The sequence below is a fragment of the Uliginosibacterium aquaticum genome (assembly GCF_012972705.2).
GTDB classification, from domain to species: domain Bacteria; phylum Pseudomonadota; class Gammaproteobacteria; order Burkholderiales; family Rhodocyclaceae; genus Uliginosibacterium; species Uliginosibacterium aquaticum.
The window spans coordinates 986,876-1,011,801 of the sequence record NZ_JABCSC020000001.1; the positions used below are offsets into that span (position 1 = coordinate 986,876).

Here is a 24,926-nt window from a genome sequence, read left to right on the forward strand (position 1 = left end):
CAAATCATCGCCCCCTCGGGGCGTGAGGTAGCCTCGTTACCCTTCCAACCGATAACGATTCACCATTTCGTTGAGCTGCCCGGCCATGGCGCTGAGCGTGCCGGCAGCCTCACGGGTACGGTCGGAAGAGTCGGAATTGCTCTCAGCCATGTGTGCGAGTTGCTCGATCTGCTGGGCGATGGAGTCGGCTGCAGATGTCTGCTCACCCAACGCGGTAGAAATTTCTTCGGCCATCGAGGCTGCTTGGCGCGCGTGCTGGCTGATCTGGTGCATCAGTTCGCCCGCTTGGGCTGTGCGACTCACGCCCTGTGCCACCGAGCTCACCGTGTCGCGCACGCTGCTCGTGGCGCCGTGGGTGCCGTCAAGGATGTTGTTGATGCTTTCTGTAACGCTCACCGTAGCCCGCGTTGTGTTTTCGGCCAGCTTGCGCACTTCGTCGGCTACCACAGCAAAGCCACGCCCCTGCTCACCAGCGCGTGCCGCCTCAATAGCGGCATTGAGGGCGAGCAGATTGGTCTGGTCGGCCAGCCCCCGGATCACGCCCACCACCTTCTCAATCTCTGCTGCACGTGTTTGTAGCTCACCCATCAGGACTTCGGCTGAGCGTGCCGAATCTGCTGCGTGTCCGATACCCGCCACCGTCTCATTCATCATGCCTACGCCCGATCGCGCCAGCTCGTCGGAGCTGTCTGACTCCTTGCGGCTGTCACGTGCACGGTCGGCCACGTGGTGAATGCTTACAGTCAGTTCTTCGGTGGCTGCGGCGATCGACGACGACACTTCGCTTTGCGTGGAAACTGTTTCGGAAACTTGGCTTGCTGTTTCTTTCAGACCATCGGATGCCGCCCGCAACTCAGCACCCGACTGGCGCAGCACCCTGAAATCATTGGCAAAGCCCTCAATCAGAGTGTTGAGCGCACGTGACGCGCTTGATACCTCATCCTGTCCCGTGGCTGGCAGCCGCAGAGCCAAATTGCGGTCGTCGCGAATGCGTTCAATGGTCTGCGTCATGCGTACCAGTGGGGGAACCGAGGTGCGATAAAGCTCCCAGCCCAAGCCCCCCAGCAGCAAGGTTGCAATCACGATTAGCGCGGTAGTTACTGAGGCAGCACGACTCTGCGCTTCTTCCATCGCGCTCTTGGCGCGATCTTGTGCTCCACCGAGATATTCCACCTGCTCGCGCATGGCTTTAAGGAAATCGGCACCGGCCTGTCGGATGACCACTCGTTTGGCCTCAGTGCCTTCCTTATCACCTGAGCGCTGGATGGGCAGGCTCTCCTGCACTGCAGTGAAATAGGTCTTCCAGTGGCCCACTGTACGCTCGTGCAGTGCTCGTTCCTCCTGGCTGCTGATCGTTTTGGCGTAGGCCGCAAACGCCGCCTCCAATTTGGCGCCGTTTGACTCCATATCTTCAACCACCCGAAGCTTGGCTTCGTCAGGTGTGCCTACCACGCGCTGAAAGCTTGTGAACACGCGGCGATATTCGCCCAGGTATTCGGTGATCTCACGAAAGGCTCGCATTGAGGGCAGCACCACCTCGCTGATGTAGTCCTGCTGCACCTTGATTTGACGATTAACGTAAAGGCTTACACCTAGCATCGTTACCAGTGCGACGAGGGTCAGCACTATGAAAGCTAGCAACTTTCTCGCAATACTCATGATTTTCCTCGGGCAGAGCCCTGTCTGTTGGCCGCACGCGCCTCTCTCAGACGCATGCCACAAGTCCAGACTAGTAACGACCATGGCAGCGCATTGCCTGATACGTACAAACCCGTACGAAAACAGCCGCAGGTCTTGGGCGTTCTGCAAGGTTTTGTTGCCCAAGTCGCCCGGCACGCCAGCTTGCAGCCGATAGACTTACAGGATGAGCAAGCCGCCGAAGCCGAAGTACCGGAGCACCAACGGGGCTTCTGAATCGCCCCGGTTTTGTAGGCGCTGTGCAGTCCGCTATACGCACACCTGCGGTCGTTCACTAGTGAAGGCTTGAGCGGCTGTAATGGCCGAGTTGCGTGCTTCGGCCATCCGGCAGGTATCAAAGTACAGCGGCCATTCAGAGGACTGCTTTACGGCAAGGGGAAGTGGCTGTTCCTGGCCGTAAGCCGTCCCTCCTCAGCACCAAAACGAAGAGCGCCCGCGGGCGCCCTTTGTGCTGTCTGCTGATCGCTCAGTTCGTGCTGGATTTCTTAGGCGCGATTTCCTGGATGATGCGCCAAGCATTGGCTTCCTTCTTCAGCACCAGGCGCTTGTCGACATCGTCGTTGAAGTCGCTGGAGCGATAGCGCTGGCGGAAGTTGGCTTCGCAGGTGTCCGCCGTGAGTTGCTTCACGCTGAGGTTGCGCGGTTCGACCGAGATGTTTTCCTTGTCCAGGCGCTCGGCGCGGAAGCGGCGCCAGTCTTCGCGGTCGGCACGGGTCAGCGGCTCGAAGTTGTTCGAGTAGTAGCCCATGTATTTCTTGAGGTCCTTGGCAGACCAGGCGGCGGCCCAGTCCTGCACGGCGAATTCACACTGGGCCGGGATGGTGGCCGGCACGGGCGCGGGGCTTGGGGCTGGGAGTGGTGCCTTGGCGGGAGTTGGACGGGCGGCCATGGCAGCGGCCAGATCCAGCGGTTCGTAGGCTGGCAGGTCCGTGCCGCAACGGGCGACGGCGTCTTCCGATTCGGCGGCGTCCAGTTCCGGGAAGCTGGCCGCAGACGGTGCGAGGCCCAGGCCTGGCAACAGGCGGTGGGACGCGGTGAGGACCTGGTATTCCGCGAGGCGCAGGTCGTACTGGGCATTGGCGTAGGCGCGGCGGGCCTGGAAGAGTTCGTTCTCGGTGTCGAGCAGATCCAGCAGGGTGCGCTGGCCGATGTCGAACTGCTGGCGGTAGGCGTCGCGAGCCTTCTCGGTGGCGAGCAGATGCTGGTCCAGATAGCGCAATTGTTCGCGCAGCTTGCGTACGTTGTTCCAGCCGATGGTGGTGGTCTGACGCACTTCGCGGCAGGCCTTCTCGCGCATCTCGACGGCGGCCGAGTACTGCTCATTGGCCTGACGCAGGCGGGCGCTGTCGGAACCACCCTTGAACAGGTTGTAGTTCATCACGACCTGGGCGGCGGCATCGTTGTAGTTGCCGGAGAAGCCGTTGCGGTTGCGCTCGACGCCGGTGGAGGCGCGGAATTCAACGGTCGGCGAGTTCTGCGTGGAGCGGCGGACATCGGTCTGGGCACGAGCCGCGCGCAGGTTGGAGACGGCGGCCATGAAGCTGGGGTTGTCGCGCAGTGCGTCGGAAATAACGCTCTTTTCTTCCGGCAGGCTTTTCGTCAGATCCGGCGCTTCGGCTAGTACCGGCGGCGCTTCACCAACGATGCGCTGGAAGCGGGCGCCAACGTCGTGCAGGTTGCTGGTCTCGGTCAGCCAGTTCGACTGGGCCAGGGCGAGGCGGCCGGAGGCCTGCTCCAGATCGACGCGGCGGCCGACGCCGGCCTGCACGCGCGAGGCGATCTGTTCATAAACTTCTTTGTGGGCGCCCCAATTTTCCTGCGCTTGCAGCGAAAGCTGCCGATAACGCTGTACATCAAGGTAGGCGCGTGCCGATTCGAAGCCGATGTCATCGGCGGCGGCAAGCAGTTCGAAGTAACGGGTGGCCTTGGTGTAGCCGAGGCGACGCACTTCGCCACGGGCACTGCCGCCATCGAAGAGCAACTGGCGCAGCTGGATGGCGACGCCAGGGTGGTTGAAGTAGTTGCTGGTGCCGGGAGAAGGATCGTAACGTTCGCGGCCGGCGTAAGCATCCAGATCGAGACGGGGGCGCAGGCTACCTCGCGCGGCCTGTTGCTCTTCACCGGCTGCGTTGTATTCGTGCAGGCGCATCTGGACTTCCGGGTTGCGGGCCAGGGCGCGTTCGGTAATCTCGGCAAGCGTCGCTGCTTGCGCTACGCTGCCGATCAGCATCAGGGATAAAGCTATTATTTTCATGGGGCGTGCCGGTGCGGTAATGGTTTGCAGGGCTTGTTATTGACCCGGATTTTATGCCGTGCCCCTTCTCAGGAGTCGTTTTAGTTGAAGCAATCTGTGTCGGAATATGTCTTATAAAGAACTATTTCACACTTGCTCTGCCCGTTGGCGCCGAGCGGTGCTGCTGGGCGGCTTGTGCGCGCTGCTGAGCCTTGGCGTCTTTGCCTGGGCAGGGGTGGATCTCGATCGCATGCTGGTCAGCATGCGCGAGCGCTATGGCAGTGCCGGAGAGCAGAGCTTGCGCGAGTGGCGCGACATGCTGCAGGGGGCGGGCAACCTCTCGGAGGCCGACAAGCTTCGCCGGGTGAATGATTTCTTCAATCGCCGGATCCGTTTTCTGGATGACGTTGTCGTGTGGCGGGTGGCGGACTACTGGGCTACACCGATCGAGTTTCTGGGGCAGGGCGCCGGAGACTGCGAGGATTACGCGATTGCCAAGCTGCACAGCCTGCTCGAGCTGGGTGTAGCGCCCGAGCGCCTGCGCATGATCTATGTGCGGGCTACGCTGGGCTCGCCGGGCAGCCCGGTGCAGGTAGCGCATATGGTGCTCGGCTACTATGCCGCGCCGGATGCGGAGCCGCTGGTGCTGGATAATCTGATTACCGACATCCGCCCCGCTTCGCGCCGGCCCGATCTGGCGCCGGTATTCAGTTTCAATCGCGAAGGGGTGTTCATGGGTGGTGCCACGCGGCCGACTTCGCCGGTGGATCGCCTTTCGCTGTGGGCTGGTTTGAAATCGAAGATGCGAGCTGAAGGCTATGAGCCTTGAGAAGGGAAACGGGATGTCTTTGCTGAAACGGTTGTGGTTGAGCGTGCTGGGCGCCATGTTGCTGGCGCTTGGAGTGAGCTTTGTGGTGAGCGTGCTGACGGCCCGCAATTATCTTGAGCAGCAGCTTTTCGCACAGGCCAGTGATGGCGCGGCCTCGCTGGCTTTGTCGATGTCGCAGCAGAGCAAGGATGCGGCGATGAGCGAATTGCTGGTCACGGCGCTATTCGATTCGGGCCACTTCGAATCCATCGTGTATCGCGATGTGCAGGGAAAGGTGCTGGCCGAGCGCCGCACCAGTGCGCCAGCGCCGACTGCGCCGGCCTGGTTCGTGGCGCTGGTGCCGCTCGATGCGCGCCCGGGAGAAGCGCTGGTATCGGACGGCTGGCGCCAAGCCGGGAGCGTCGAGGTGCGGGCCAGTGCGCGTTACGCCTATGGCGAGCTGTGGGCCGGCATCCTCAAGCTGGCGCTGACCCAGGGACTCGTCGGCCTGTTGCTGTGCGCCGTCGTGGCCGTATTGATGCGCTGGTTGCAAAAGCCCTTGAAGGGCATCGTTGAGCAGGCCGAGGCTATTGGTCAGCGCCGTTTCGAGATCCAGCCCTTGCCGAACGTGCCGGAGCTGCGCGTCGTGGGCGCCGCGATGAACAAGATGGTGGACAAGGTCAAGGCCATGTTCGCTGAACAAGCTGCGCGCATCGAAGCTCTGCGCCAGGAGGTGAGCCATGATTCGCTGACCGGCATTCCGGGCCGCTCTCTCTTCATGGGGAGTTTGCGTGCCGCGCTGAGCGATGAGCGGGTGCGCCCCAGCGGGCTTTTGATGCTGGTTCGGTTGCGTGACCTAGCGGCCATTAACCGCAGCCTGGGGCGTCGGGAGACGGATGAGTTGCTCCGCAGTTGCGCGCGCGCGTTGCTGGAAATCCTGCCGGCATTGCCACTGGTCGATGTGGCGGAAGGCGGCGCTGAACAGGAGACGCTGGAGGCGCTGGTCGCCCGCCTGAACGGGGCCGAGTTTGGCTTGATGTGCCCCGGGCTGACTGAGGTGCAGGCTCGCCTGGCCTGCGACAGGCTGGTTGAGGCATTTGAGCGTTTGCGCGCCAATCTGCTGCCGGAGCAGGGCGAGCTGGCCAGTATTGGCTGGACGCTCTATCAGCGCGGCGAGCAACTGGCGGACGTGTTGGCGCGGCTCGATAACTATGTGATGCAGGCTGAAACGGGCGCTGAGCCGGTCGCGGGGGGGCTGGGGGATACTCGTCTGCCGCCTTTGTCGAGCGACGGCTGGCTGGCGCGTCTGGAAACGGCGCTCAGGCAGAACAGTTTCCATCTGGCGACTTACCCGGTACGCAGCGCTCAAGGTCGCGAATTGCATCTGGAAGCAATGCTGCGGATGCGGGATGAGAGCGGCTCTGAACTGACTGCTGGCCAGTTCATGCCTGCAGCGGCACGCCTGGGTCTTACTGCGCGCCTGGATGTGCTGACGCTAAAGCTTGCACTGGAAAAACTGCAAGGCGCGACGGGCGAGGTGGCTATCAATGTGTCGCCGCAATCCTTGCGAACCCCCGGGTTTGTTGATCTGGTACAGCGCGAACTGCAGCAGGCCGGCGATACGAGCCGGCGCTTGTGGGTTGAAATCTCAGAGCGTGGCCTGACTGAACTGGGAGGGCTGGAAAGCCTGGTCATGCTGGCAGAGGTCTTGCGGCGTGCCGGCTGCAAGATTGGTATCGAACATTTTGGTCGCCAGATCAATGTCAGTGCCAAGCTCCAGGATCTGAGGCTGGACTACCTCAAGCTCGACGGCGCTTTTGTGGTGGATATTGATCACAACCCGGACCATCAGCGTTTCGTGAAGGCCTTGGTGGATGTGGCGCTGGGGCTGGATATCGTGCTGATCGCCGAGCGGGTGACAACGGCTGCAGAGGCTGAAACCCTCAGGCAGCTGGGCGTGGCCGGGCTGACCGGACCGGCGATCCGTTTGCTGGATTAAGGGCGGGGCCGCGCTAAAATCGCGGCTTCCGCGCTGAAGTTCTGCCCATGCCTCTTGATTCCCGTTCCGCTGCCTGGCTGGCGATGCTGCATCGCATCGATGCGCCGCGCCTGCATGAGTTGCCGGTCGAGGTCGCACGGCGCAGTTTCTACAAGCTGATGTTTGCCTATCGCGGCGAGCCGGAAGCGGTTGCTGCTGTCGAAGAACTGCAGCTCATGCGCCGTGAGCATGCCGGTGGTCCGCTGGTGGCACGTTTGTATCGACCGAGTCTGGAGACCGGTTTGCCGGTGATCCTGTGGCTGCATGGCGGTGGCTGGACGCTGGGCGATGTGGCTGCTTACGATGCCTGGTGTCGCGCCCTGGCCAATGCCACAGGCATGGCTGTGGTGGCGCTGGATTATCGCCTGGCGCCCGAGCACCAGTTTCCCGCGGCGGTGGACGACGCCTGGTTTGCACTGCGCTGGCTGGTGCGTGAAGCGCAGGGGCTCGCTCTGGATGGCGATCACCTGGTGGTGGCTGGGGATTCGGCGGGTGGCAATCTGGCTGCGGTCCTGGCCCTGAAGGCGCGCGATGGCGGTGGGCCGGCGATCCGTCAGCAGGTGCTGATCTATCCTGCCACCGATCTGCTGAGTGAATTCGAGAGTGGCCGGCGCTATGGGGCAGGCCACTTTCTGGAACGCGAAACCATGGCCTGGTTTCATCATCAGTATTTTGCGCGTGGCATTGAAAAGCAGGATTGGCGGGCTTCGCCGGCCCTCGCCGCGAGCCATACCGATCTGCCGCCGGCGCTGGTGATTACCGCTGAGTGTGACCCGCTGGCTGACGACGGCGCGCGCTACGCCGAGCGCCTGCAAGCGGCGGGTGTGCCGGTGCAGTACTCTGAATATGCGGGCATGGTGCATGGTTTCGTGACCATGTTCAGCCTGTTCGAGGAAGCACGGGCGACGCTGGATGAAATTGCCCGTACCTTGAAAGGGCCCGGCAGGCGTGAGGCTTAGGTCGCAATAAGGTTGTGGAGCCTGTCGCCTGGAGTGGTTCGGGCTCCGCTGGTTTTCCCTTGGCGGGCCACCTTTGGCCCGTATTGATCCGGAATTGTCATGAACGAAAAACTTGTGCCAGAAAACTCTCCGCTGGGTCGGGTCACGGCTTACCGTAGCGATTACGCGCCGGAGCTGCTGTTCCCGATTCCGCGCAAGCAGAAGCGCGATGAGCTCGGGCTGGATGAAGCCGCCTTGCCCTTTACAGGCGAGGATCTTTGGAATGCCTACGAGATTTCCTGGCTCAATCCGCGTGGCAAGCCGGTCGTGGCGCTGGGCGAATTTCGGGTGCCGGCGCATTCACCGCGCCTGATCGAATCCAAGTCGCTGAAGCTCTACCTGAACTCCTTCAACCAGACCCGCATGGCAGATGCCGAAGCAGTGTCCGCCACCCTGGCGCGTGATCTGTCGCAGGCCGCCGGCGCTTCGGTGCGGGTCAGCGTGCAGCCGCTCGAGCGTCGTCCGCGCCGCGAGATCGATTATCTGCAGGGCGAGTGCATCGATGCGCTGGACATCGAGGTGGCGCAGTATTCGCCGCAGCCCTCATTGCTGCGCGCTGATCCGGCGCAACTGGTGGAGGGGGAGCTGCTTTGCTCGCATCTGCTCAAGTCCAACTGCCTGGTCACCGGCCAGCCGGACTGGGGCATGGTGGCGCTGCGCTACAGCGGCCCGCGTATCGAGCGTGAGGCCTTGCTGCGCTACATCATCTCCTTCCGCGAGCACAACGAATTCCATGAGCAATGTGTGGAGCGCATCTTTACCGACGTCCTGACCCACTGCGCGCCGCGCGAGCTTGCGGTGTGGGCACGCTACACCCGGCGGGGCGGGCTGGATATCAATCCTTTCCGCAGCAACCGGGCGGACTGGCGCGCCGATAACCTGTTCGAAGTACGGCAGTAAGGGGCGCGCACTCCGAGCCCCGCAGGAGCGGCCTTGAGCTAGCCGCTCAGACATCATTCAAGCCGCCAGCGGCAGGCTCACGAAGAAGGTCGCGCCTTCGCCGAGGCGGCTCAGGCAGCCGACCTGACCACCGCTGGCCTCCACCATATGTTTGACGATGGACAGACCAAGCCCGGTGGAGTGCTCACCGCCGGTGGGGCGGGCGCTGAGGCGGGTGAATTTGCGGAACAGCTTGCCCTGGTCTTCTTCCGAAATGCCCGGCCCTTCGTCGCGCACCTGGATCAGGGCATGGCCGGCTTCCTGCTCCAGGCTGACGTGGATGCTGCGCCCTTGCGGGGAGTACTTGATGGCGTTGGAGACCAGGTTGTCGAGGATCTGGTGCAGCGCGGTCTTGTCGATACGCAGGCGAAGCGCGTCTTCGCCGAGACTCAGGTGCAGGCGCAGATCCTTGGCTTCGCAACGCTCGCGATATTCCGCACAGACGCTGCGCAGGCTCTCCGAGGCGTTCAGCGTGGTCGGGCGCAGGGCGTAGTTGCCGGACTCGATGGCGTCGATATCGAGCAGCTTGCGGATGATGTCGAAAGTCAGCTGGGCCATGCTGCGGATGTTGCCGATGCGCTTGAGCTTTTTCTCTTCATCCCAGCTGTGCCAGCGCTCGCGTAGCAGATCGGCATAACTGATGATGGCGGCGGTGGGGTTCTTGAGGTCGTGGGCGGCGATCTGCAGGAAGGCTCCACGCTCTTCGTGGAGGGCCTTCAGGCTGACATTGCTGCGCTCCAGTTCATTGTGCTGGCGGTATTGCAGCTCCAGCGCTTGTTCGAGCTGGCGAGTGCGTTCCTGCACACGGGTTTCCAGTGCCGCTTCCGATTCGCGCAAGACTTCGATCATCTGCTGCTCGGCGATCAGGCGATCACTGTGGGCCTGCAGATGCTCCTGCTGCAGCGCGCGCAGCTTGCCCGCCAGTGCCAGGGCGATCATCACGGCGCTGAGGCCGGCGCCAAGCTGAAAACCGAACATGGCCAATGGAATCGCCGGGATCAATCCCAGGTTGGCACTCACATAGATCAGACCGCCGCTGACCAGTGGAATCTGCGACAGCAGGTAGTAGCGTGCCGGGCGATAGCCTGCTCCAAGCCGGCTGAAACCCGCCAGAATGCCGGTGCCGGAGAAGAGCAGCGAGACGAGGTCAGTGACCGGGATCGAAACTTCGCTGCCGAACAGCCACCAGGTCGGCAGGATCAGCGCCGGGGCGGCCCACATGCACAGCGTGAGCAGGCGATAGAGGCGTGGATCGTGTTCGGCCAGGTTCAGGAAGTTGCGCGCAAAGCGGCAGAACGCGGCCAGTGCCAGCGCGGGCAGCAGACTGGAGAGGAAGTCTTGCCAGGCCGGATGCCCGAGCATGAAGAATTCGTGCCATACCCCCAGCATCTGGCCTTGCACCAGACCCATGAGCGAGAGGAATAGGGCGTAATCGAAGTAGTTGCTGTCGCGGGTGCCGACCCAGGCCATCAGGCTGTACAGGCACAGGGTGACGAATAGCCCGCAATAAAGCCCCAGCCACATGCGTTCCTTGACACTGTTGCCGAAGAAGTCGCTGCCGCTATAGAGCCTTGGCCAGGCAAACAGCGGGCGCGAGGTTTCGATGTTGAGGAATAGCGTGCTGCCCTGGCCGGCTTCCAGATCAAAGTCGAAGAGCTGGTTGTGATAGCGCCCGAAGGTTTGCGGTGTGTGGGCCTGGCGAAAGCCGCCGTGGCGTACTTCGGGGGGGGCGTTGTCACGCAGGATGTAGAGGGTGATGCGGTCGTGCAGCGGATTGGCGAGCTCCAGCACCTGCTTGCCGAAACGTTCTGGACTGAGGCGGGTCTGCAGCCACAGGCTGTTGCCGCGGAAGCCGCGATTGGTCATGCCGCCAGGTGGCAGGGCTTCCCAATCGGTCGCGGGCAGGCTTTCGACGTGCTCGAAAGACATGGGCCTAGTATTGGTGTGGACTGACCAGACCGGAGTGTCGGTGGGGCCAGCGAGGGCTGGCAAGGATAATGAGCCGAGCAGGGCGCACAGGCCCAGCAGATAACGCAACATGTTTTCCCCCCGCGACGCCCGTCGATGCCGGGAATCTGTTTTGACATGCCGTGCAGGTACTTAAGGTGCTGTCTCTCCGCGCGGCAGCTTGGCGCCCTCTGGGGGCGCCAGGCAAGCTGCGGCAGACCCCTACGACTCTTGGCCGAGTGTGCCCGCTGCGGGGTGTAGCACTGTGTGCAGGCTCACTACCCGGCCGATGATCAGTAGTGCGGGAGGTTTCAAGCCGGCCGCCTGTACCTGGGCTGGCAGGTCGGTGATCGTGCCGGTGATGACCTGCTGATCCGGCAGGGTGGCGCGGCGCACGCAGGCCGCCGGTGTGTCTGCCGCCATGCCGTGGGCGATGAGCTGGCGACTGATCTCGGGTAAGGAGGTCAGGCCCATGTAGATCACCAGCGTCTGGCCCGCACGGGCCAGGGTGGGCCAGTCCAGGTTGCAGCTCTCGTCCTTGAGGTGGCCGGTGACGAGGAAGCAGGACTGGGCGTGATCGCGGTGGGTCAGCGGAATGCCGGTATAGGCGGCGGCTCCGGCGGCGGCCGTCACGCCTGGCACGGCTTCAAAGGGGATGCCTGCGGCGACCAGGGTTTCGGCTTCTTCGCCTCCCCGTCCGAAGATGTAAGGATCCCCGCCCTTCAGACGCACCACCTGCTTGCCTTCACGGGCCAGTTCCACCAGCAGTTGGTTGATCTCTTCCTGTGGCAGGGCGTGCTTGCCGGCTTTCTTGCCGACATAGATGCGCTGCGCCTGGGGCGGGGCATGGGCCAGTACGGCCGGGCTGACCAGATTGTCGTACACGACAACGTCGGCCGCGGCGAGCAGGCGTACTGCTTTCACGGTGAGCAGGTCCGGATCGCCGGGACCGCCGCCGACCAGGAAAACCTTGCCAGGAAGAGGGGATGAGGGCATGTGGGGGATTCAGGAGGTTGCTGCGGCCAGAATCTTAGCGGGAAGCGCAGTTTGTGGGAAATTGCCCACGCTTTGCGCGGCCGTGATTGTCGCAGTGCGGTAGCGGTGGTAGCTTCGCGCCGCTGGCAGTGCTGCACGAGGGCAAGCCAGTCTGTCTATTGGAGATGACCCCGCATGTCCCACGAACCGTCCGCCCCTGGCGGCGCGATTTCCCGCAAGCGTCTGGCGGCCCTGACACTGGCCGCAACAGGCATCGTCTATGGCGATATCGGCACCAGTCCGCTCTACACGATGAAGGAGGTGTTCGGCGGACATGGCATCGCACCGGTCGAGGCGAACGTGCTGGGTATCCTGTCGCTGGTGTTCTGGGCGCTGATGCTGGTCGTGTCGCTCAAGTACGTGGTGTTCATCATGCGTGCGGACAATCGTGGTGAAGGCGGCATCATGGCGCTCACTGCCCTGGCCAACCGCGCAGTAGCCGGTTCCAAGGGCAAGATGTGGCTGTTGACGGTGCTGGGCATGTTCGGCGCCGCTCTGTTCTACGGTGATGGCGTGATTACCCCGGCGATGTCGGTGCTGTCGGCGGTGGAAGGTCTGAACATCGCCGCGCCTGGCCTGGAGCGTTTTGTACTGCCGATATCGCTGTGCGTGCTGCTGGCGCTGTTCTGGATGCAGAGCCGGGGCACGGCCAGCGTCGGCGCCTTGTTCGGTCCGGTGATGGTGATCTGGTTCCTGACCCTGGGCCTGCTGGGCCTGCTGCAGGTGGTGGAGCATCCCTATGTGCTGAAGGCGGTCAACCCGCTCTACGGCGTGAGCTTCTTCATTGAGCACCGCTGGCACGGATTTCTGGCTCTGGGCTCGGTGGTGCTGGCGGTGACCGGCGGCGAGGCCTTGTATGCCGATATGGGCCACTTCGGCCGTCGTCCGATCAAGCTCGCGTGGTTCGGTCTGGTGCTGCCCTGTATTTACATGAATTATCTGGGGCAGGGGGCGTTGCTGCTTTCCGATCCAGAAGCGGTGCGCAACCCCTTCTACCTGCTGGCTCCGTCCTGGGCGCTGTATCCAATGGTGGGGCTGGCCACTGCGGCCGCCATCATTGCTTCGCAAGCGGTGATTTCCGGAGCCTTCTCGCTGACCCGCCAGGCCACCCAGCTTGGTTACTGCCCGCGCATTGCCTACATTCACACCTCGCACAAGGAGATCGGCCAGATCTACGTGCCGGGCGTGAACTGGACTCTCTTGCTGGCCGTGGTGGCGGTTGTACTGGGCTTCCGTTCGTCCTCCAATCTGGCGTCGGCCTATGGCATTGCCGTGACCCTGACCATGCTCATCGATACCTTGCTGGCGTTCGTGGTGGTGCAGCATCTGTGGAACTGGTCGATCGGCAAGGGGCTCGTGTTCCTCGTCGGCTTCCTGATCGTCGATCTGGCCTTCGTGATCGCCTGTGCGGTGAAGATCGTGGATGGAGGCTGGTTCCCGTTGGCCATGGGCCTGGCCGTGTTTTCACTGCTGGCGACCTGGAAGCGTGGCCGCACCCTGCTCAAGGAGCGTACCGATACCGAGACGATGCCGCTCGATATCTTCATCTCTTCACTGTTTCACTCGCCACCACGACGTGTTGAGGGGACCGGAATCTTCATGACTTCCACGCCGAGCGGTGTGCCGCGCCCGCTGCTGCACAATCTGCTGCACAACAAGGTGCTGCATGAGCGCGTTGTGCTGCTCACGGTGATCACCGAAGACGTACCGAGCGTGCCGGACATTGATCGTGTCGAAATCGAGGAGCTCGATTACGGTTTTTACCGGATGTACGTGCGTTACGGCTTCAAGGATGAGCCGGACATTCCGGCCGCCATGCAGGCTGTGACCGAGGACGGGCGCCTGCCCTTCCACATGATGGAAACTACCTTTTTCCTTGGGCGAGAAAAACTGGTCCCGCATATCAAGCCGGGCATGGCGATGTGGCGTGAGCGCCTGTTTTTCTTCATGTTCCGCAACGCGGGCAGTGCCGCGGACTTTTTCAAGATCCCGCCCAACCGGGTGGTGGAGTTCGGCACCCAAGTGGAAATCTGAGCAAGGCCAGATGAAATGGCCGGCTTGCATATAAGACGCAGGCCGGCCAAGCTTGAAACCCGTCTGATATGAGCCGCCCGGCCATGATTTCGTCATTCACCCCGATTCTAGGAAGCGAGGCTTTGCGCGCGCTGGAGCAGCTTCATGCCCAGGCTCAGCCGCCGCTCATGGAGCGGGCCGGGCAGGCCGCTGCCGCCTGGGCGCTGGAGTTGCTTGGCGAGGTGCGCGGCCCGGTGCTGGTCTTGGTCGGCCCCGGAAACAATGGCGGTGATGGCTATGTGCTGGCGCGTGAGCTGGCGGCCCGCGGCCTGCAGGTAGTGCTGGCCACGCCGGCCGGGGTGAGCAGCCTGCCGCCGGATGCGCGGGCGGCGCGTGAGCGCTGGCTGGCCAGTGGTGGCCAGATCGTCAGCGATTTCATCGGCACGCGCTGGGCGTTGGCGGTGGATGCACTTTTCGGCATCGGTTTGAAGCGCCCGCCAGTAGGGATCTATGCGGAATGGATTGTTCGCCTGAATGCGCTGACATGTCCGGTACTGGCCCTGGATACGCCCTCCGGGCTGGATGCGGAAACCGGTGCCTGCGTCGGCCCGACCGTTCGCGCCAGTCATACCGCCAGTTTCATTGCCCACAAACCGGGGCTGCTGACACTGGATGGCCCCGACCATTGCGGCGAGTTGCGCCTATTCGACCTCGATTTACCCGTGCCGGAGGATGCCGGCCGCGTCCTTGCGCCGGAACTCTTTTTTGCCCATCTGCAGCCGCGGCGTCGCAATGTGCACAAGGGGGATTTCGGTGCTGTTGGTGTGATCGGGGGCGCTGCTGGCATGCAGGGCGCTGCGTTGCTGGCGGCTCGGGCTGCGTTGCATCTGGGCCCGGGCAAGGTCTTTCTGGGGCTGCTCGATGCGCAGTCGGCAGGGGTCGATCCGCTGTATCCGGAGCTGATGCTGCGCGCGCCAGGCGAGTTGGCGCTGCTGGTCAAGGCTCTGGCCCTCGGCCCAGGCCTGGGGCGCGGCGAAACTGCACAGGCACAACTGCGGCGTGCGCTGGGTTTTGCCGGTCCCTTGTTACTGGATGCGGATGCGCTGAATCTGCTGGCAGAAGATCCGCCCCTGCAGGACTTGCTGCGTCGTCGTGCTTGGCCTGGCGTGCTGACACCACACCCGGCCGAAGCGGCACGCCTGCTCGGTACCGGTACCGCCGCTGTGCAGGCTGACCGGCTTCGGGCGGCGCAGGAGCTGGCGCGACGCTTCAATGCCGAAGTCATTCTCAAGGGCTGTGGCAGCGTCGTTGCCGGCAGCGAGGGCGCCTGGTTCATCAATGCCTCGGGTAATGCCGGAATGGCTGTCGGGGGGATGGGAGACGTCTTGACTGGCCTCATTGTGGCCTTGCTGGCGCAGCGCTGGCCGGCGCTGGATGCCGCTGCTGCGGCCTGCCACCTGCATGGCTGCGCAGCGGATCAGTTGGCGTGTGAGGGGATCGGCCCGGTGGGGCTTACACCTTCCGAAACCATGCCGGCTGCGCGGCGGATCTTCAATGCCTGGCTGAAACGATGACGACAACTTCCCCGCATCCGTTGCGCGGCGTGCTCCTGATCGCCAGCGCAGTATTTCTCTTTGCTTGTCTGGACAGCACGATCCGCTATCTGGCGGCGCATTTTCCAGTGCCTTTGATGGCCTTCGTACGTTACGTGGTGCACCTCGTCCTGATGCTGGGCATTCTATGGCCACGCCAGGGCCTGGGCTTCGTGCGCCCGCGGCGTACTCTGCTGGTGGTCGTGCGCGCCTTGTGCCTGGTTGCTTGCACACTGTTCATGATGCAGGGGCTGGTACGCCTGCCGGTTGCTGAGGCGACAGCGATCGGTTTTGTGGCTCCCCTGCTGGTTGTCTTGCTGTCGCGGCCCTTGCTCGGCGAGCGCATCGGTTGGCTTCGCTGGGGGGCGGTGCTCGCCGGCTTCTGCGGAGTGCTGCTGGTGGCGCGCCCGGGCGCCAGTCTGGATGCCTTCGGGGTTGCCATGGTGCTGTGCGCAGCGCTCTGCGGCGCCGCTTATCAGCTCCTCTCGCGCCTGCTGGCCAGCAGCGAGTCCACCAATACCTTGCTGTTTCACGCCGCGCTGGCCGGCACGCTGTGTTTCGGCCTGAGTCTGCCCTGGCTGCCGACCGTTTCCTGGCCTTCCCTGTTCGAAACCGGACTGCTATTCAGCCTTGGCGTGACCGGTGGGTTGGGACATTACTTGTTCACGCGCGCCTATCGCCATGCGCCTGCGTCGCTGCTGGCGCCCTTTACCTATTTGCAACTGCTGTGGGCAGGTTTGCTCGGCTGGCTGGTTTTTGATCGCGTACCGGACGGCATCACCCTGCTTGGGATGGCCGTGATTGCACTGGCCGGTGTTGTTGTGGCCCTGTCTCTGGGTCAGCCGCGCAAGGGGTAGGGATACAGGCTGGACAAGGCTTCAGAGCGGCCGGAGGGTTGCACGATGCGCACATGTTCGCGGCGAAATTCGCGGGCATGTACGAGACCGCAGGAGTGCGCCAGCATATCCACCTCGGTGTTTACTGCGCGGCAGTAATTGGCCACGCGCAGGTATTTTTCTTCCACCACCAGTCCGCGCTGCAGGCGCGGGTCGTGGGTAGTCACTCCAGTGGGGCAACTGTTGGTGTGGCAGCGCAGCGCCTGCACGCAGCCCAGCGAGAACATGAAGCCGCGCGCCGAATTGATGAAATCCGCACCACAGGCCAGTGCCCAGGCCACCCGTGCGGAGGTCACCAGCTTGCCCGAAGCGATCAGGCGTACCCGCTCTTTCAAGCCGCTGGCATAGAGTGCGTCGGCTACGCGGGGCAGTGCTTCATCGATGGATAGGCCCATATGATCGGCCAGTGCCTGCGGCGCAGCGCCAGTGCCGCCCTCGCCGCCATCGATGACGAGAAAGTCCGGTGCGCTGGTGAGGCCACGGCGCAACACGGCTTCACAGAGTTCGTTGGAGAAGTGCCAGCCACCGATGGCGGTCTTGATACCAACCGGTTTGCCGGAAAGATCGCGTACCCGTTCAACGAAATCTAGCAGCTCGTCGATATTGCCGATGTCGTAATGGCGGTTCGGGCTGAGAGAGTCTTGTCCTACCGGGATGTTGCGGACGGCCGCGATTTCAGCGGTGACCTTGGCGCCCAGCAGCACGCCACCCTTGCCGGGTTTGGCGCCCTGGGAGAGCTTTACTTCGAAGGCTCGGACCGTGTCGTGGGCTGCCAGGGCGCGCAGCTTCTCCGGAGAGAGGTTGCCCTTGGCGTCGCGCAGGCCGTACTTGGCCGTACCGATCTGCATGATCAGATCGCAAGCGCCTTCAAGGTGGTAGGGCGAGAGGCCGCCTTCGCCGGTATCCAGCCAGCAGCCGGCCTCGGCAGCACCCCGGGAAAGAGCCTGCACGGCCGGTTTTGAAATGGCACCGAAACTCATGCCGGAGATGTTGAAGATCGAGCGGGCAATGTAGGGCGTGGCGCAGAAGCCTTCGCCGATGACCAGTGGTGGGGTGGGCTGACGTTCTTCTTCCAGGACCGGGAAGGGGGCATTCACGAAGATCAGGGCCCCTGGTTCCTGCAGTTTGTAGGTGGAGCCGAAACCGATGGCGCCCCCTTCTTTTTTTGCCAGGCGATAGATCCATGCCCGGGTGGCACGATTGAAGGGCATCTCCTCGCGGTCATTGAGGAAGAAGTACTGGCGGAAGTATTCGCCGAGGTTTTCGAAGAAGTAGCGCAGGTGGCCGACGATCGGGTAGTTGCGCAGGATGGCGTGTTTCTTCTGAGTAATGTCCCGGATATAGAAATACACCAGCGTAGCGAGCAGGGCTGCCGCAATCAGTGCTCCAAGGCTGATGCTGAGAATGCTCAGTATTCCGGACATCTGCTCCTCCCCCGGCGTGTACAATTCCTGACTTCGGTCTGCCCTGCATGCTTTGTGCTGCAAGGCTTCAACAGAGGAACATGATGAACCAAAAATCAGAACAGCTGCGTGTCGAGATTTACCGCAGCGTGGCTCAGGCATTGGCCGAGGATGTGGGTACCGGTGACCTTACGGCCCAGTTGATTTCCGAAGACAGTAGCGCGCGTGGCCGTGTGGTCACACGTGAAGATGCCGTGTTGTGCGGCACGGCCTGGTTCGATACCACATTCCGCATGGTTGATCCGGATTCGTCCGTTGTCTGGCATGTGCGGGATGGTGAGCAGGTGCGTGCCGGGCAGGTTCTGTGTGATGTGTTTGCCAGTGCGCGGGCGCTTCTCACGGCTGAGCGTACGGCCCTGAACTTTCTTCAGTTGCTGTCTGGCACTGCGACGGCTGTGGCGCAGTACGTGTCGGCAGTGGCAGGTACTTCGGCATGCATTGTGGATACTCGAAAGACCCTGCCTGGCCTGCGTCTGGCGCAGAAGTATGCGGTTTCGGTGGCGGGGGGCGTCAATCACCGTATCGGACTGTATGACGGAATCCTGATCAAGGAAAACCACATCATTGCTGCCGGAGGCGTGGCGCAGGCGATGAAGCGCGCCAAGGCGCTGGCGCCTTCCAATGTATTCATCGAGGTTGAGGTTGAGGGGTTGAGCGAGCTCGACGAGGCGCTCAAGTGCGGTGCGGAGATGATTTTGCTCGACAACATGTCGCTCGACGAAATGCGTGAAGCCGTGAAGATCAGCGCCGGGCGTGCCAAGCTCGAAGCTTCCGGTGGAGTCAGCCTGGAGCGCGTACGCGAGATTGCCGAAACCGGAGTGGACCGCATTTCCATCGGTGCGCTGACGAAAGATGTCGTCGCCGTGGATCTGTCGCTGCGTCACGTCGAAGAGTAAGCTTGTTGCCCAAGTGTTCCTGAGCGGAGAGGTGAGATGCTGTTTGCCCTGTACTACATCCTGGCCATCGTGGTGTTGATCCTGCATTTCACCGGTTTTCTGGTCCGCCGCAATCTTGAATGGCTGGTCTATGTGCTGGCAGTGACGGTATTCCCGGCGGTGATCTTCCTTTAAGGGCGACAGCTACAAACAAAAAGGGCGAGCCTACAGGCTCGCCCTTTTTGTTTGTACGGATCGCTCAGGCGAAATTCGCTGCAGCGAAATCCCAGTTTGCAAGGCTGGTCAGGAAGGTCTCGACGAACTTCGGACGCAGGTTGCGGTAGTCGATGTAGTAGGCATGTTCCCACAGATCAATGGCGATCAGCGGGATGTCGCCGGTCGTCAGCGGGTTGCCGGCGGCACCGGTGTTGAGGATGTCGACCGAGCCGTCAGCTTTCTTCACCAGCCAGGTCCAGGATGAACCGAAGTTGCCCACTGCACTCTTGGTGAAGGCTTCCTTGAAGGCATCAAAGCTGCCGAACTTGGCGTCGATGGCGGCTGCCAGGGCGCCGGTCGGTGCTCCACCGCCAGCCGGCTTCAGGCTGTTCCAGAAGAAGGTGTGGTTCCACACCTGAGCGGCGTTGTTGTAGATGCCGCCGCTCGCCTTTTTGATGATCTCTTCCAGGCTGGCGTTTTCGAACTCGGTGCCCGGGATCAGGTTGTTCAGGTTGGTCACGTAGGCCTGATGGTGCTTGGCGTAGTGGTAGTCGAAAGTTTCTTCCGAGATGTGCGGAACGAGGGCGTTCTTCGCATAAGGCAGGGGGGGCAGGGTGTGCGCCATTTCTTCTCTCTCCGTGCAAGTTTTGAAAATGCCCGAGCAGAATACTCGGGAATGGGGCTAAACCGCGATTGTACTTGCAAATCGTGGCAATAGTGACCGAACGCCTTTCAGGGCCGGATCAGCTTTTCTCGACTCGGGCGCGCAGCAGGCTGTTGGCAAGCTGGATGTTGATCGCTTCACCGTTGTGGGCAACGTCGGCGTCGCGGAGTACCTCGCCACGCTCATTTCGCACGACGGCATAGCCGCGTGCCAGAACGGCATCCGGGTTGAGGGCGGCGAGCTTGCCGGCCAGATTATCGAGTTGCTGGCGGGTATTGGTGATACGCCATTGGCCATTGCGCACAAGATTGTGTGCCGCACGTTCCAGACGTGCATGCAGTAAGGCCGTGCCGGGCAAGCAGGCATGCAGGCGGGCGGCCTGAGTTTCGAGCCGCGCACCCCTATGTAACAGGCTGTTGCGGCTGGCTTGCTGCAGGCGCAGACGCAAATTTGTCAGGCGCTCATGGCTGCGTGCGAGACGCGCGCGCGGGTGGAGCAGACGGCGCTGCAACTCGTCGAGGCGCTGCGCGGCTTGCTGTAGCCGGCGTTCCCTGCTCCTCGCGAGCGCTGTCTGGAGTTGGGGCAGGCGCTGGCGCAGGCCATATAAACCCGCTGATATGAGTTCGGCTGCCGCAGTGGGGGTCGGCGCGCGCAGGTCGGCAGCGAAGTCGGCCAGGGTGGTGTCGGTTTCATGGCCGACGCCACTGATGACCGGGATCGGGCAGGCGGCAATGGCTCGCGCCACGGCTTCGTGGTTGAAGGCCCACAGGTCTTCGATGCTGCCACCGCCGCGGCAAACGATCAGGGCTTCGCAGCCATCTCTGGCCGCCCGGCGACTTGCCTGCTCGATTGCCACGGCAATCTGAGCCCCAGCCGCGTCACCCTGTACCAGCGTGGGGTAAATCGTAATGAGTAGTCCTGGGGCTCGCCGGCGCAGCGTGCTGAGGACGTCGTGCAAGGCTGCGCCAGCGGGTGAGGTAACGATGCCGATCCCGTGCGGAAGGGGAGGCAGGGCGCGTTTGCGGGTTGCCTCGAAGAGGCCCTCGGCTTCCAGGCGGGCCTTCAGGCGCAGGAAGGCCTCGAAGAGATTGCCCAACCCGGCCTTGCGGACACTCTCTATGGAGAGCTGCAGGTCGCCGCGTGCTTCGTAGATAGTGGCCTGGGCCCGTACTTCGACCTGCATGCCTTCATTGAGCTGGAAGGGCAGCAGAGCGGCCTTGTTGCGCCACATTGCACAGCGCAACTGGGCGCGCTCATCCTTGAGCGTGAAGTAGAGGTGTCCGGAAGTGGCCCGTACCAGATTGGAGACTTCGCCACCGATCCAGCCAAGCGGGCAGTTGGCTTCAATCAGGCTGCGGAGTTGTAAGACGAAATCCGACACACTGGAAACCCGCGTGCCTACTCGCTCTGCATGAATCGGTGCTCTGGACATGGCGTCGATTCTAGCTCAATCCACATCCCTGCTCGCAAAGGCGCACCACGACTGCCTTCGCAGGATGTGTGTGCTTGTTGACAACTCTCTTGTTTTGCAAGTTGTTGATTTTAAAGAAACTGTAATTTCAGCTTCATTTTTGACCGAATTGAAAAAATCCTTTGCAGGAGGCCGACTTAGGTTAGTCCGGAGCAAACTGCTCACAAACTTATCCACAGATTTTGTGGATTACACCGAACTGGTGCATACCGCCGGTCTTCCGCTCGATGGCTGCTCCGGCATGCAGCAGCGTGCTTGCCCTCTGCAGGGCGGGGCGATACAGTTCAAGGCTTGTCGAAATTCGAGGAGTCGCTCCCGTGTGGGACATCATCCGTGCTGCTGGTTGGCCGATCATTCCGCTGTTGTTTGCTTCCGTCATCGCGCTGGCGCTGATCATTGAGCGCAGTATTTCCCTGCGTCGCTCGATCATCGTTCCGGCCGGTCTCCTCAATAAGGTGCTGGGCGACCTGCGTCAGAGTGGTCCGACAGATGAACTCATCGGCCGTGTGCATGCTCATTCGCCACTGGGCCAGGTGCTGGCGGCCGGGCTGCGCAATGTGCGCAGCAGCCGCGAAGTCATGAAAGAGTCGATCGAAGAGGCTGGCAGCGTGGTGGCGCACGAACTTGAACGCTTCCTGACTACGCTTGGCACGATTGCCACGGTAGCGCCCCTGATGGGCTTGTTCGGGACGGTGGTCGGCATGATCGAGCTGTTCGGCGCCCAAGGCGGCGCTGGCGGCGTGGGCGCTGATCCGCAGCAACTCGCGCACGGTATTTCGGTCGCGCTGTATAACACTGGCTTTGGTCTGCTGATCGCGATTCCGGCGCTGATTGCACATCGTCACTTCCGCGCGCTGGTCGACAGCATCGTGGTCGAGATGGAGCAGCAGGCGGTGAAACTGGTCGAAGTGCTGCACGGCGAACGCCGTCCTGCGCCGGCTGCCAAGTAAGGAGCCGGGCATGGATTTCCGGCGCGGGCGTGGCAAGGAAGAACTCGAGATCAATCTGATCCCGCTGATCGACGTGCTGCTGGTGATCATCATTTTCTTGATGCTGACCACCACCTATTCGAAGTTCTCGGGGCTGGAAATCAACCTGCCCAGCACCGATGCGCCGCCAGCCCAGGAGCAGCCCAATGAGATTGATGTGGTCATCAATGCCCAGGGCGAGGTCCTGATCAATCGCACGCCGGTGGCGGGGCGCGACATCGAGAGCATCGTCGCCGCGCTGCGCCGGGTGGCGCCTGAAAGCAGCGAGAAGTCCCCGCTGGTGGTCATCAATGGTGACGCCAAGGCTAACTTCCAGAGCGTTTTCGATGTGATGCAGGCTGCACAGAAGGCCGGCCTGCCGAACGTCTCTTTTGCAGCGCAAACGAAAAAGTAAGTCGGGTCAGCCATGGCCCTCAAACGCCCCGCCTGGTGGTCACGCCGCAGCCCTGCTGCGATCCTGTGGCTGCCGCTCGCGGGGCTTTTTCTTGCTGTTTCTGCGCTGCGCCGGCTGGCCTATCGCTCTGGCTGGCTGAGGTACGAGCGCTTGCCGGCTCCGTTGATCGTGGTCGGCAATATCGCCGCGGGCGGCAGCGGCAAGACCCCGGTTGTGATCTGGCTTGCAGCGGCGCTGAAGACGCGTGGCTTCACGCCAGGCATCCTGTCGCGCGGCTATGGTGGTACGACCCGGGTGCCGACGGCCGTGTTGGCGGATAGTGACCCGGAAATTGTGGGTGATGAGCCGGTGCTGCTGGCGCGCCGTACGGGATGCCCAATGTGGGTCGGGCGCGATCGGGTGGCTGCGGGCCGGGCCTTGCTTGGCGCTCACCCCGAAGTGGATGTGCTGATTACCGATGATGGACTGCAGCACTATCGCCTCGCGCGCAGTGCCGAAATCGTGGTGCTGGACGAAACTATTCTGGGCAATCGCTGGCCATTGCCGGCAGGGCCTTTGCGCGAGCCACTGGGGCGCCTCAAGGAAGCTCATTTGCTGATCTGCAACGGACTGCTAAGTCCGGCTCTCCAAGCTTTACTGCCACCGCAGCCACGCGTGGACATGGTGCTCACACCAGGCCGGTTTTGGCGCCTAGGCGAGCCGAGCGAAACCTGCTCGGCTGCTGATCTGGCCGGGCGCCGTCTGCATGCCGCGGCGGGGATTGGCAACCCGGAGCGTTTCTTTGCCACGCTTGCGGCTATGGGGCTGGAACTCTCCAGCACCCGGTCTTTCGGAGACCATCATGCCTACACGCGGGAAGATCTTGCCGTGCCTGCAGGCGAGCTTCTGCTGCTGACGGAGAAGGATGCAGTAAAATGCGCCACCTTCGCGCCCGCCGAAAGCTGGGTGCTGCCGGTGGAGGCTTGTATAGCTGATGCCGCGCTGGATCATCTTCTGGAGCGTCTGCATGGATCCGAAACTGCTTGAAATCCTGGTGTGCCCGGTTTGCAAAGGCCCGCTTGAACATCGCCGTGCTGCCGCTGAACTGGTGTGCCGTCCCTGCCGCCTGGCCTACGCGGTCAAGGATGGCATCCCGGTGATGCTGGCCGATGAGGCGCGTCAGCTGTCTGCCGAAGAAGCAGGAGCCGCCTGATGGCCAGCGTGCGTTTCAAGGCCATCGTGCCGGCACGCTATGCCTCGACACGCCTGCCCGGCAAGCCGTTGGCCGATATCTGCGGCAAGCCGATGGTAGTACGGGTGATGGAACGGGCGCTGGAGTCCGGTGCTGAAGAGGTGTGGGTCGCAACCGATCACGAAGGTGTGCGCGAGGCCGTCGAGGCGGCTGGCGGCAAGGTGTTGATGACCAAGCCAGACCATCCGACCGGCACCGATCGCTTGGCCGAAGTTGTGACCCAGTTGGGCTGGGCTCCTGGCGATATCGTGGTGAACGTGCAGGGTGACGAGCCCTTGATTGATCCCGCCATGGTGCGTCTGGTGGCTGAATCCTTGGCGCGCGATGTGAATGCGGAAATTGCGACTGCGGCCCATCCGATCGTGACGGTGGAGGATTTCCTCAATCCGGGTGTGGTGAAAGTCGTGTGCCAGAAGAACGGTCATGCGCACTATTTCTCGCGTGCGCCGATTCCCTTTCCGCGCGATGCAGTGCTCGCAGGGGCCTTGCAGCCTGGAAATCCCCTGCCCGCAGGGCTGGGCTTGCTGCGTCACGTCGGCCTGTATGCTTACCGCGTCGGTTTTCTGAAGGCTTTTGCCAGCCTGGCTCCGGCGCCGACCGAGCAGATCGAGCTGCTCGAGCAATTGCGTGCCCTCTGGCACGGTTACCAGATTCGCGTTGAAACCCTGAGCGAAGCACCGCCTGCCGGGGTCGATACTCCCGAGGATCTCGCCCGTGTGCGAGCCTTGTTTGCCGCCAACAATCAATAAACTGGAGATAGCGCACATGCGTCTGATTCTTTTGGGACCGCCGGGAGCCGGCAAGGGCACGCAGGCCAAATTCATTGCCGAGAAATACGGCATCCCGCAGATTTCCACTGGCGACATGCTGCGCGCAGCCGTCAAGGCCGGCACCCCGTTGGGTGTGCAGGCCAAGGCCGTGATGGATGCAGGGCAATTGGTGTCTGATGACATCATCATCGGCCTGGTGAAGGAACGCCTGGCCCAACCGGACTGTGCCAAGGGCTACATGTTCGACGGCTTCCCGCGCACCCTGCCGCAGGCTGATGCACTGAAGGATTCCGGCGTGGCACTGGATGTGGTGCTGGAGATCGATGTACCGGACTCCGAGATCATCGAGCGCATGAGTGGCCGCCGTGTGCACCTGGCTTCGGGTCGCACCTATCACATCAAGTTCAACCCGCCGAAGGTGGCAGGCAAGGACGATGAAAGTGGCGAGGACCTGATTCAGCGTGATGACGACAAGGAAGAAGTCGTCAAGAAGCGCCTGGATGTGTATCACTCGCAGACCAAGCCGCTGGTTGAGTACTACGGCAAGTGGGCGGCGACGGGTGACAAGCAGGCGCCGCGTTACGCGAAGATCCTGGGGCTTGGGCCGGTGGAAGAGATCACCGCCAAGGCCTTTGCCGCGCTTCAGGGCTGAGCTG

The 24,926-nt window shown here is 62.4% G+C and carries 22 protein-coding genes; 15 read left to right on the forward strand and 7 right to left on the reverse strand.

Annotated elements, in window-relative coordinates; translation table 11 throughout:
* Window positions 1-36: 36 nt before the first annotated feature.
* Together HJ583_RS04505 and HJ583_RS04510 are read right to left on the reverse strand one after the other, a co-directional pair.
* Window positions 37-1,743, reverse strand: coding sequence for a methyl-accepting chemotaxis protein (locus tag HJ583_RS04505; protein ID WP_328824852.1), 1,707 nt, complete (start codon window positions 1,741-1,743; stop codon window positions 37-39).
* A gap of 421 nt (window positions 1,744-2,164) precedes the next feature.
* The gene (locus HJ583_RS04510) at window positions 2,165-3,952 is read right to left on the reverse strand and encodes a TolC family outer membrane protein (RefSeq protein WP_170020819.1); all 1,788 of its coding nucleotides are present in this window, start codon (window positions 3,950-3,952) and stop codon (window positions 2,165-2,167) included.
* Window positions 3,953-4,058: 106 nt separating this feature from the next.
* Here HJ583_RS04510 and HJ583_RS04515 point away from each other — a divergent pair, with 106 nt between their 5' ends.
* From HJ583_RS04515 to queF, 4 genes are all read left to right on the forward strand, one after another.
* Complete coding sequence (locus HJ583_RS04515) at window positions 4,059-4,760, forward strand: transglutaminase-like cysteine peptidase (protein ID WP_170020820.1); 702 nt, start codon at window positions 4,059-4,061, stop codon at window positions 4,758-4,760.
* Window positions 4,761-4,773: 13 nt separating this feature from the next.
* Complete coding sequence (locus tag HJ583_RS04520) at window positions 4,774-6,738, forward strand: EAL domain-containing protein (protein ID WP_170020821.1); 1,965 nt, start codon at window positions 4,774-4,776, stop codon at window positions 6,736-6,738.
* 47 nt (window positions 6,739-6,785) lie between these two features.
* A complete protein-coding gene (locus HJ583_RS04525) occupies window positions 6,786-7,736 on the forward strand; it encodes an alpha/beta hydrolase (protein ID WP_235943697.1) in 951 nt (316 codons plus the stop codon).
* 99 nt (window positions 7,737-7,835) lie between these two features.
* Window positions 7,836-8,675 (forward strand): NADPH-dependent 7-cyano-7-deazaguanine reductase QueF, encoded by an 840-nt coding sequence (gene queF / locus HJ583_RS04530; RefSeq protein ID WP_170020822.1) that lies wholly within the window; start codon window positions 7,836-7,838, stop codon window positions 8,673-8,675.
* Between the two features lie 57 nt (window positions 8,676-8,732).
* Here queF and HJ583_RS04535 read toward each other — a convergent pair whose 3' ends face one another.
* Entirely contained in the window at window positions 8,733-10,754 is a 2,022-nt protein-coding gene (locus HJ583_RS04535; protein WP_170020823.1) for a sensor histidine kinase, read from the reverse strand.
* Window positions 10,755-10,883: 129 nt separating this feature from the next.
* Entirely contained in the window at window positions 10,884-11,657 is a 774-nt protein-coding gene (gene cobA, locus HJ583_RS04540) for a uroporphyrinogen-III C-methyltransferase (RefSeq protein ID WP_101941313.1), read from the reverse strand.
* Window positions 11,658-11,831: 174 nt separating this feature from the next.
* On the opposite strand from cobA, the gene HJ583_RS04545 reads away from it, so the two are divergent.
* The 3 genes from HJ583_RS04545 (at window position 11,832) to HJ583_RS04555 (ending at window position 16,158) form a co-directional block, all read left to right on the forward strand.
* Window positions 11,832-13,730: a potassium transporter Kup gene (locus HJ583_RS04545; RefSeq protein ID WP_170020824.1), complete on the forward strand. Its 1,899-nt coding sequence runs from the start codon at window positions 11,832-11,834 to the stop codon at window positions 13,728-13,730.
* Between the two features lie 83 nt (window positions 13,731-13,813).
* Window positions 13,814-15,283, forward strand: a complete 1,470-nt coding sequence (locus HJ583_RS04550) for an NAD(P)H-hydrate dehydratase (RefSeq protein WP_170020825.1) — start codon at window positions 13,814-13,816, stop codon at window positions 15,281-15,283.
* Window positions 15,280-16,158, forward strand: coding sequence for a DMT family transporter (locus tag HJ583_RS04555; RefSeq protein ID WP_170020826.1), 879 nt, complete (start codon window positions 15,280-15,282; stop codon window positions 16,156-16,158). The genes HJ583_RS04550 and HJ583_RS04555 overlap by 4 nt, the downstream gene beginning before the upstream one ends.
* Here HJ583_RS04555 and HJ583_RS04560 read toward each other — a convergent pair.
* Window positions 16,140-17,621, reverse strand: coding sequence for an FMN-binding glutamate synthase family protein (locus tag HJ583_RS04560; protein WP_170020827.1), 1,482 nt, complete (start codon window positions 17,619-17,621; stop codon window positions 16,140-16,142). The two genes, HJ583_RS04555 and HJ583_RS04560, sit on opposite strands and share 19 nt — an antisense overlap.
* An 83-nt stretch (window positions 17,622-17,704) precedes the next feature.
* Between HJ583_RS04560 and nadC the strand changes: the two genes are divergently transcribed.
* Complete coding sequence (gene nadC / locus HJ583_RS04565) at window positions 17,705-18,556, forward strand: carboxylating nicotinate-nucleotide diphosphorylase (protein ID WP_101941309.1); 852 nt, start codon at window positions 17,705-17,707, stop codon at window positions 18,554-18,556.
* 36 nt (window positions 18,557-18,592) lie between these two features.
* Entirely contained in the window at window positions 18,593-18,730 is a 138-nt protein-coding gene (locus tag HJ583_RS04570) for a hypothetical protein (protein WP_170020828.1), read from the forward strand.
* A gap of 64 nt (window positions 18,731-18,794) precedes the next feature.
* Here the strand turns inward: HJ583_RS04570 and HJ583_RS04575 are convergent, their stop codons facing one another.
* Complete coding sequence (locus HJ583_RS04575; RefSeq protein ID WP_101941308.1) at window positions 18,795-19,376, reverse strand: superoxide dismutase; 582 nt, start codon at window positions 19,374-19,376, stop codon at window positions 18,795-18,797.
* Between the two features lie 118 nt (window positions 19,377-19,494).
* Entirely contained in the window at window positions 19,495-20,847 is a 1,353-nt protein-coding gene (gene xseA / locus HJ583_RS04580; RefSeq protein ID WP_170020829.1) for an exodeoxyribonuclease VII large subunit, read from the reverse strand.
* Between the two features lie 356 nt (window positions 20,848-21,203).
* On the opposite strand from xseA, the gene HJ583_RS04585 reads away from it, so the two are divergent.
* Genes HJ583_RS04585 through adk form a run of 6 tightly spaced genes read left to right on the forward strand, consistent with a single transcriptional unit; the run spans window position 21,204 to window position 24,922 of the window.
* Window positions 21,204-21,836, forward strand: a complete 633-nt coding sequence (locus HJ583_RS04585; protein ID WP_101941306.1) for a MotA/TolQ/ExbB proton channel family protein — start codon at window positions 21,204-21,206, stop codon at window positions 21,834-21,836.
* Window positions 21,837-21,846: 10 nt separating this feature from the next.
* Window positions 21,847-22,269: an ExbD/TolR family protein gene (locus tag HJ583_RS04590; protein WP_101941305.1), complete on the forward strand. Its 423-nt coding sequence runs from the start codon at window positions 21,847-21,849 to the stop codon at window positions 22,267-22,269.
* Between the two features lie 12 nt (window positions 22,270-22,281).
* Window positions 22,282-23,295 (forward strand): tetraacyldisaccharide 4'-kinase, encoded by a 1,014-nt coding sequence (gene lpxK / locus HJ583_RS04595; protein ID WP_170020830.1) that lies wholly within the window; start codon window positions 22,282-22,284, stop codon window positions 23,293-23,295.
* A complete protein-coding gene (locus HJ583_RS04600) occupies window positions 23,276-23,461 on the forward strand; it encodes a Trm112 family protein (RefSeq protein ID WP_101941303.1) in 186 nt (61 codons plus the stop codon). Before lpxK ends, HJ583_RS04600 begins: the two co-directional genes overlap by 20 nt.
* Window positions 23,461-24,249 (forward strand): 3-deoxy-manno-octulosonate cytidylyltransferase, encoded by a 789-nt coding sequence (gene kdsB / locus HJ583_RS04605; protein ID WP_170020831.1) that lies wholly within the window; start codon window positions 23,461-23,463, stop codon window positions 24,247-24,249. The genes HJ583_RS04600 and kdsB overlap by 1 nt, the downstream gene beginning before the upstream one ends.
* A gap of 16 nt (window positions 24,250-24,265) precedes the next feature.
* Window positions 24,266-24,922: an adenylate kinase gene (gene adk / locus HJ583_RS04610; protein ID WP_170020832.1), complete on the forward strand. Its 657-nt coding sequence runs from the start codon at window positions 24,266-24,268 to the stop codon at window positions 24,920-24,922.
* Window positions 24,923-24,926 lie beyond the last annotated feature (4 nt).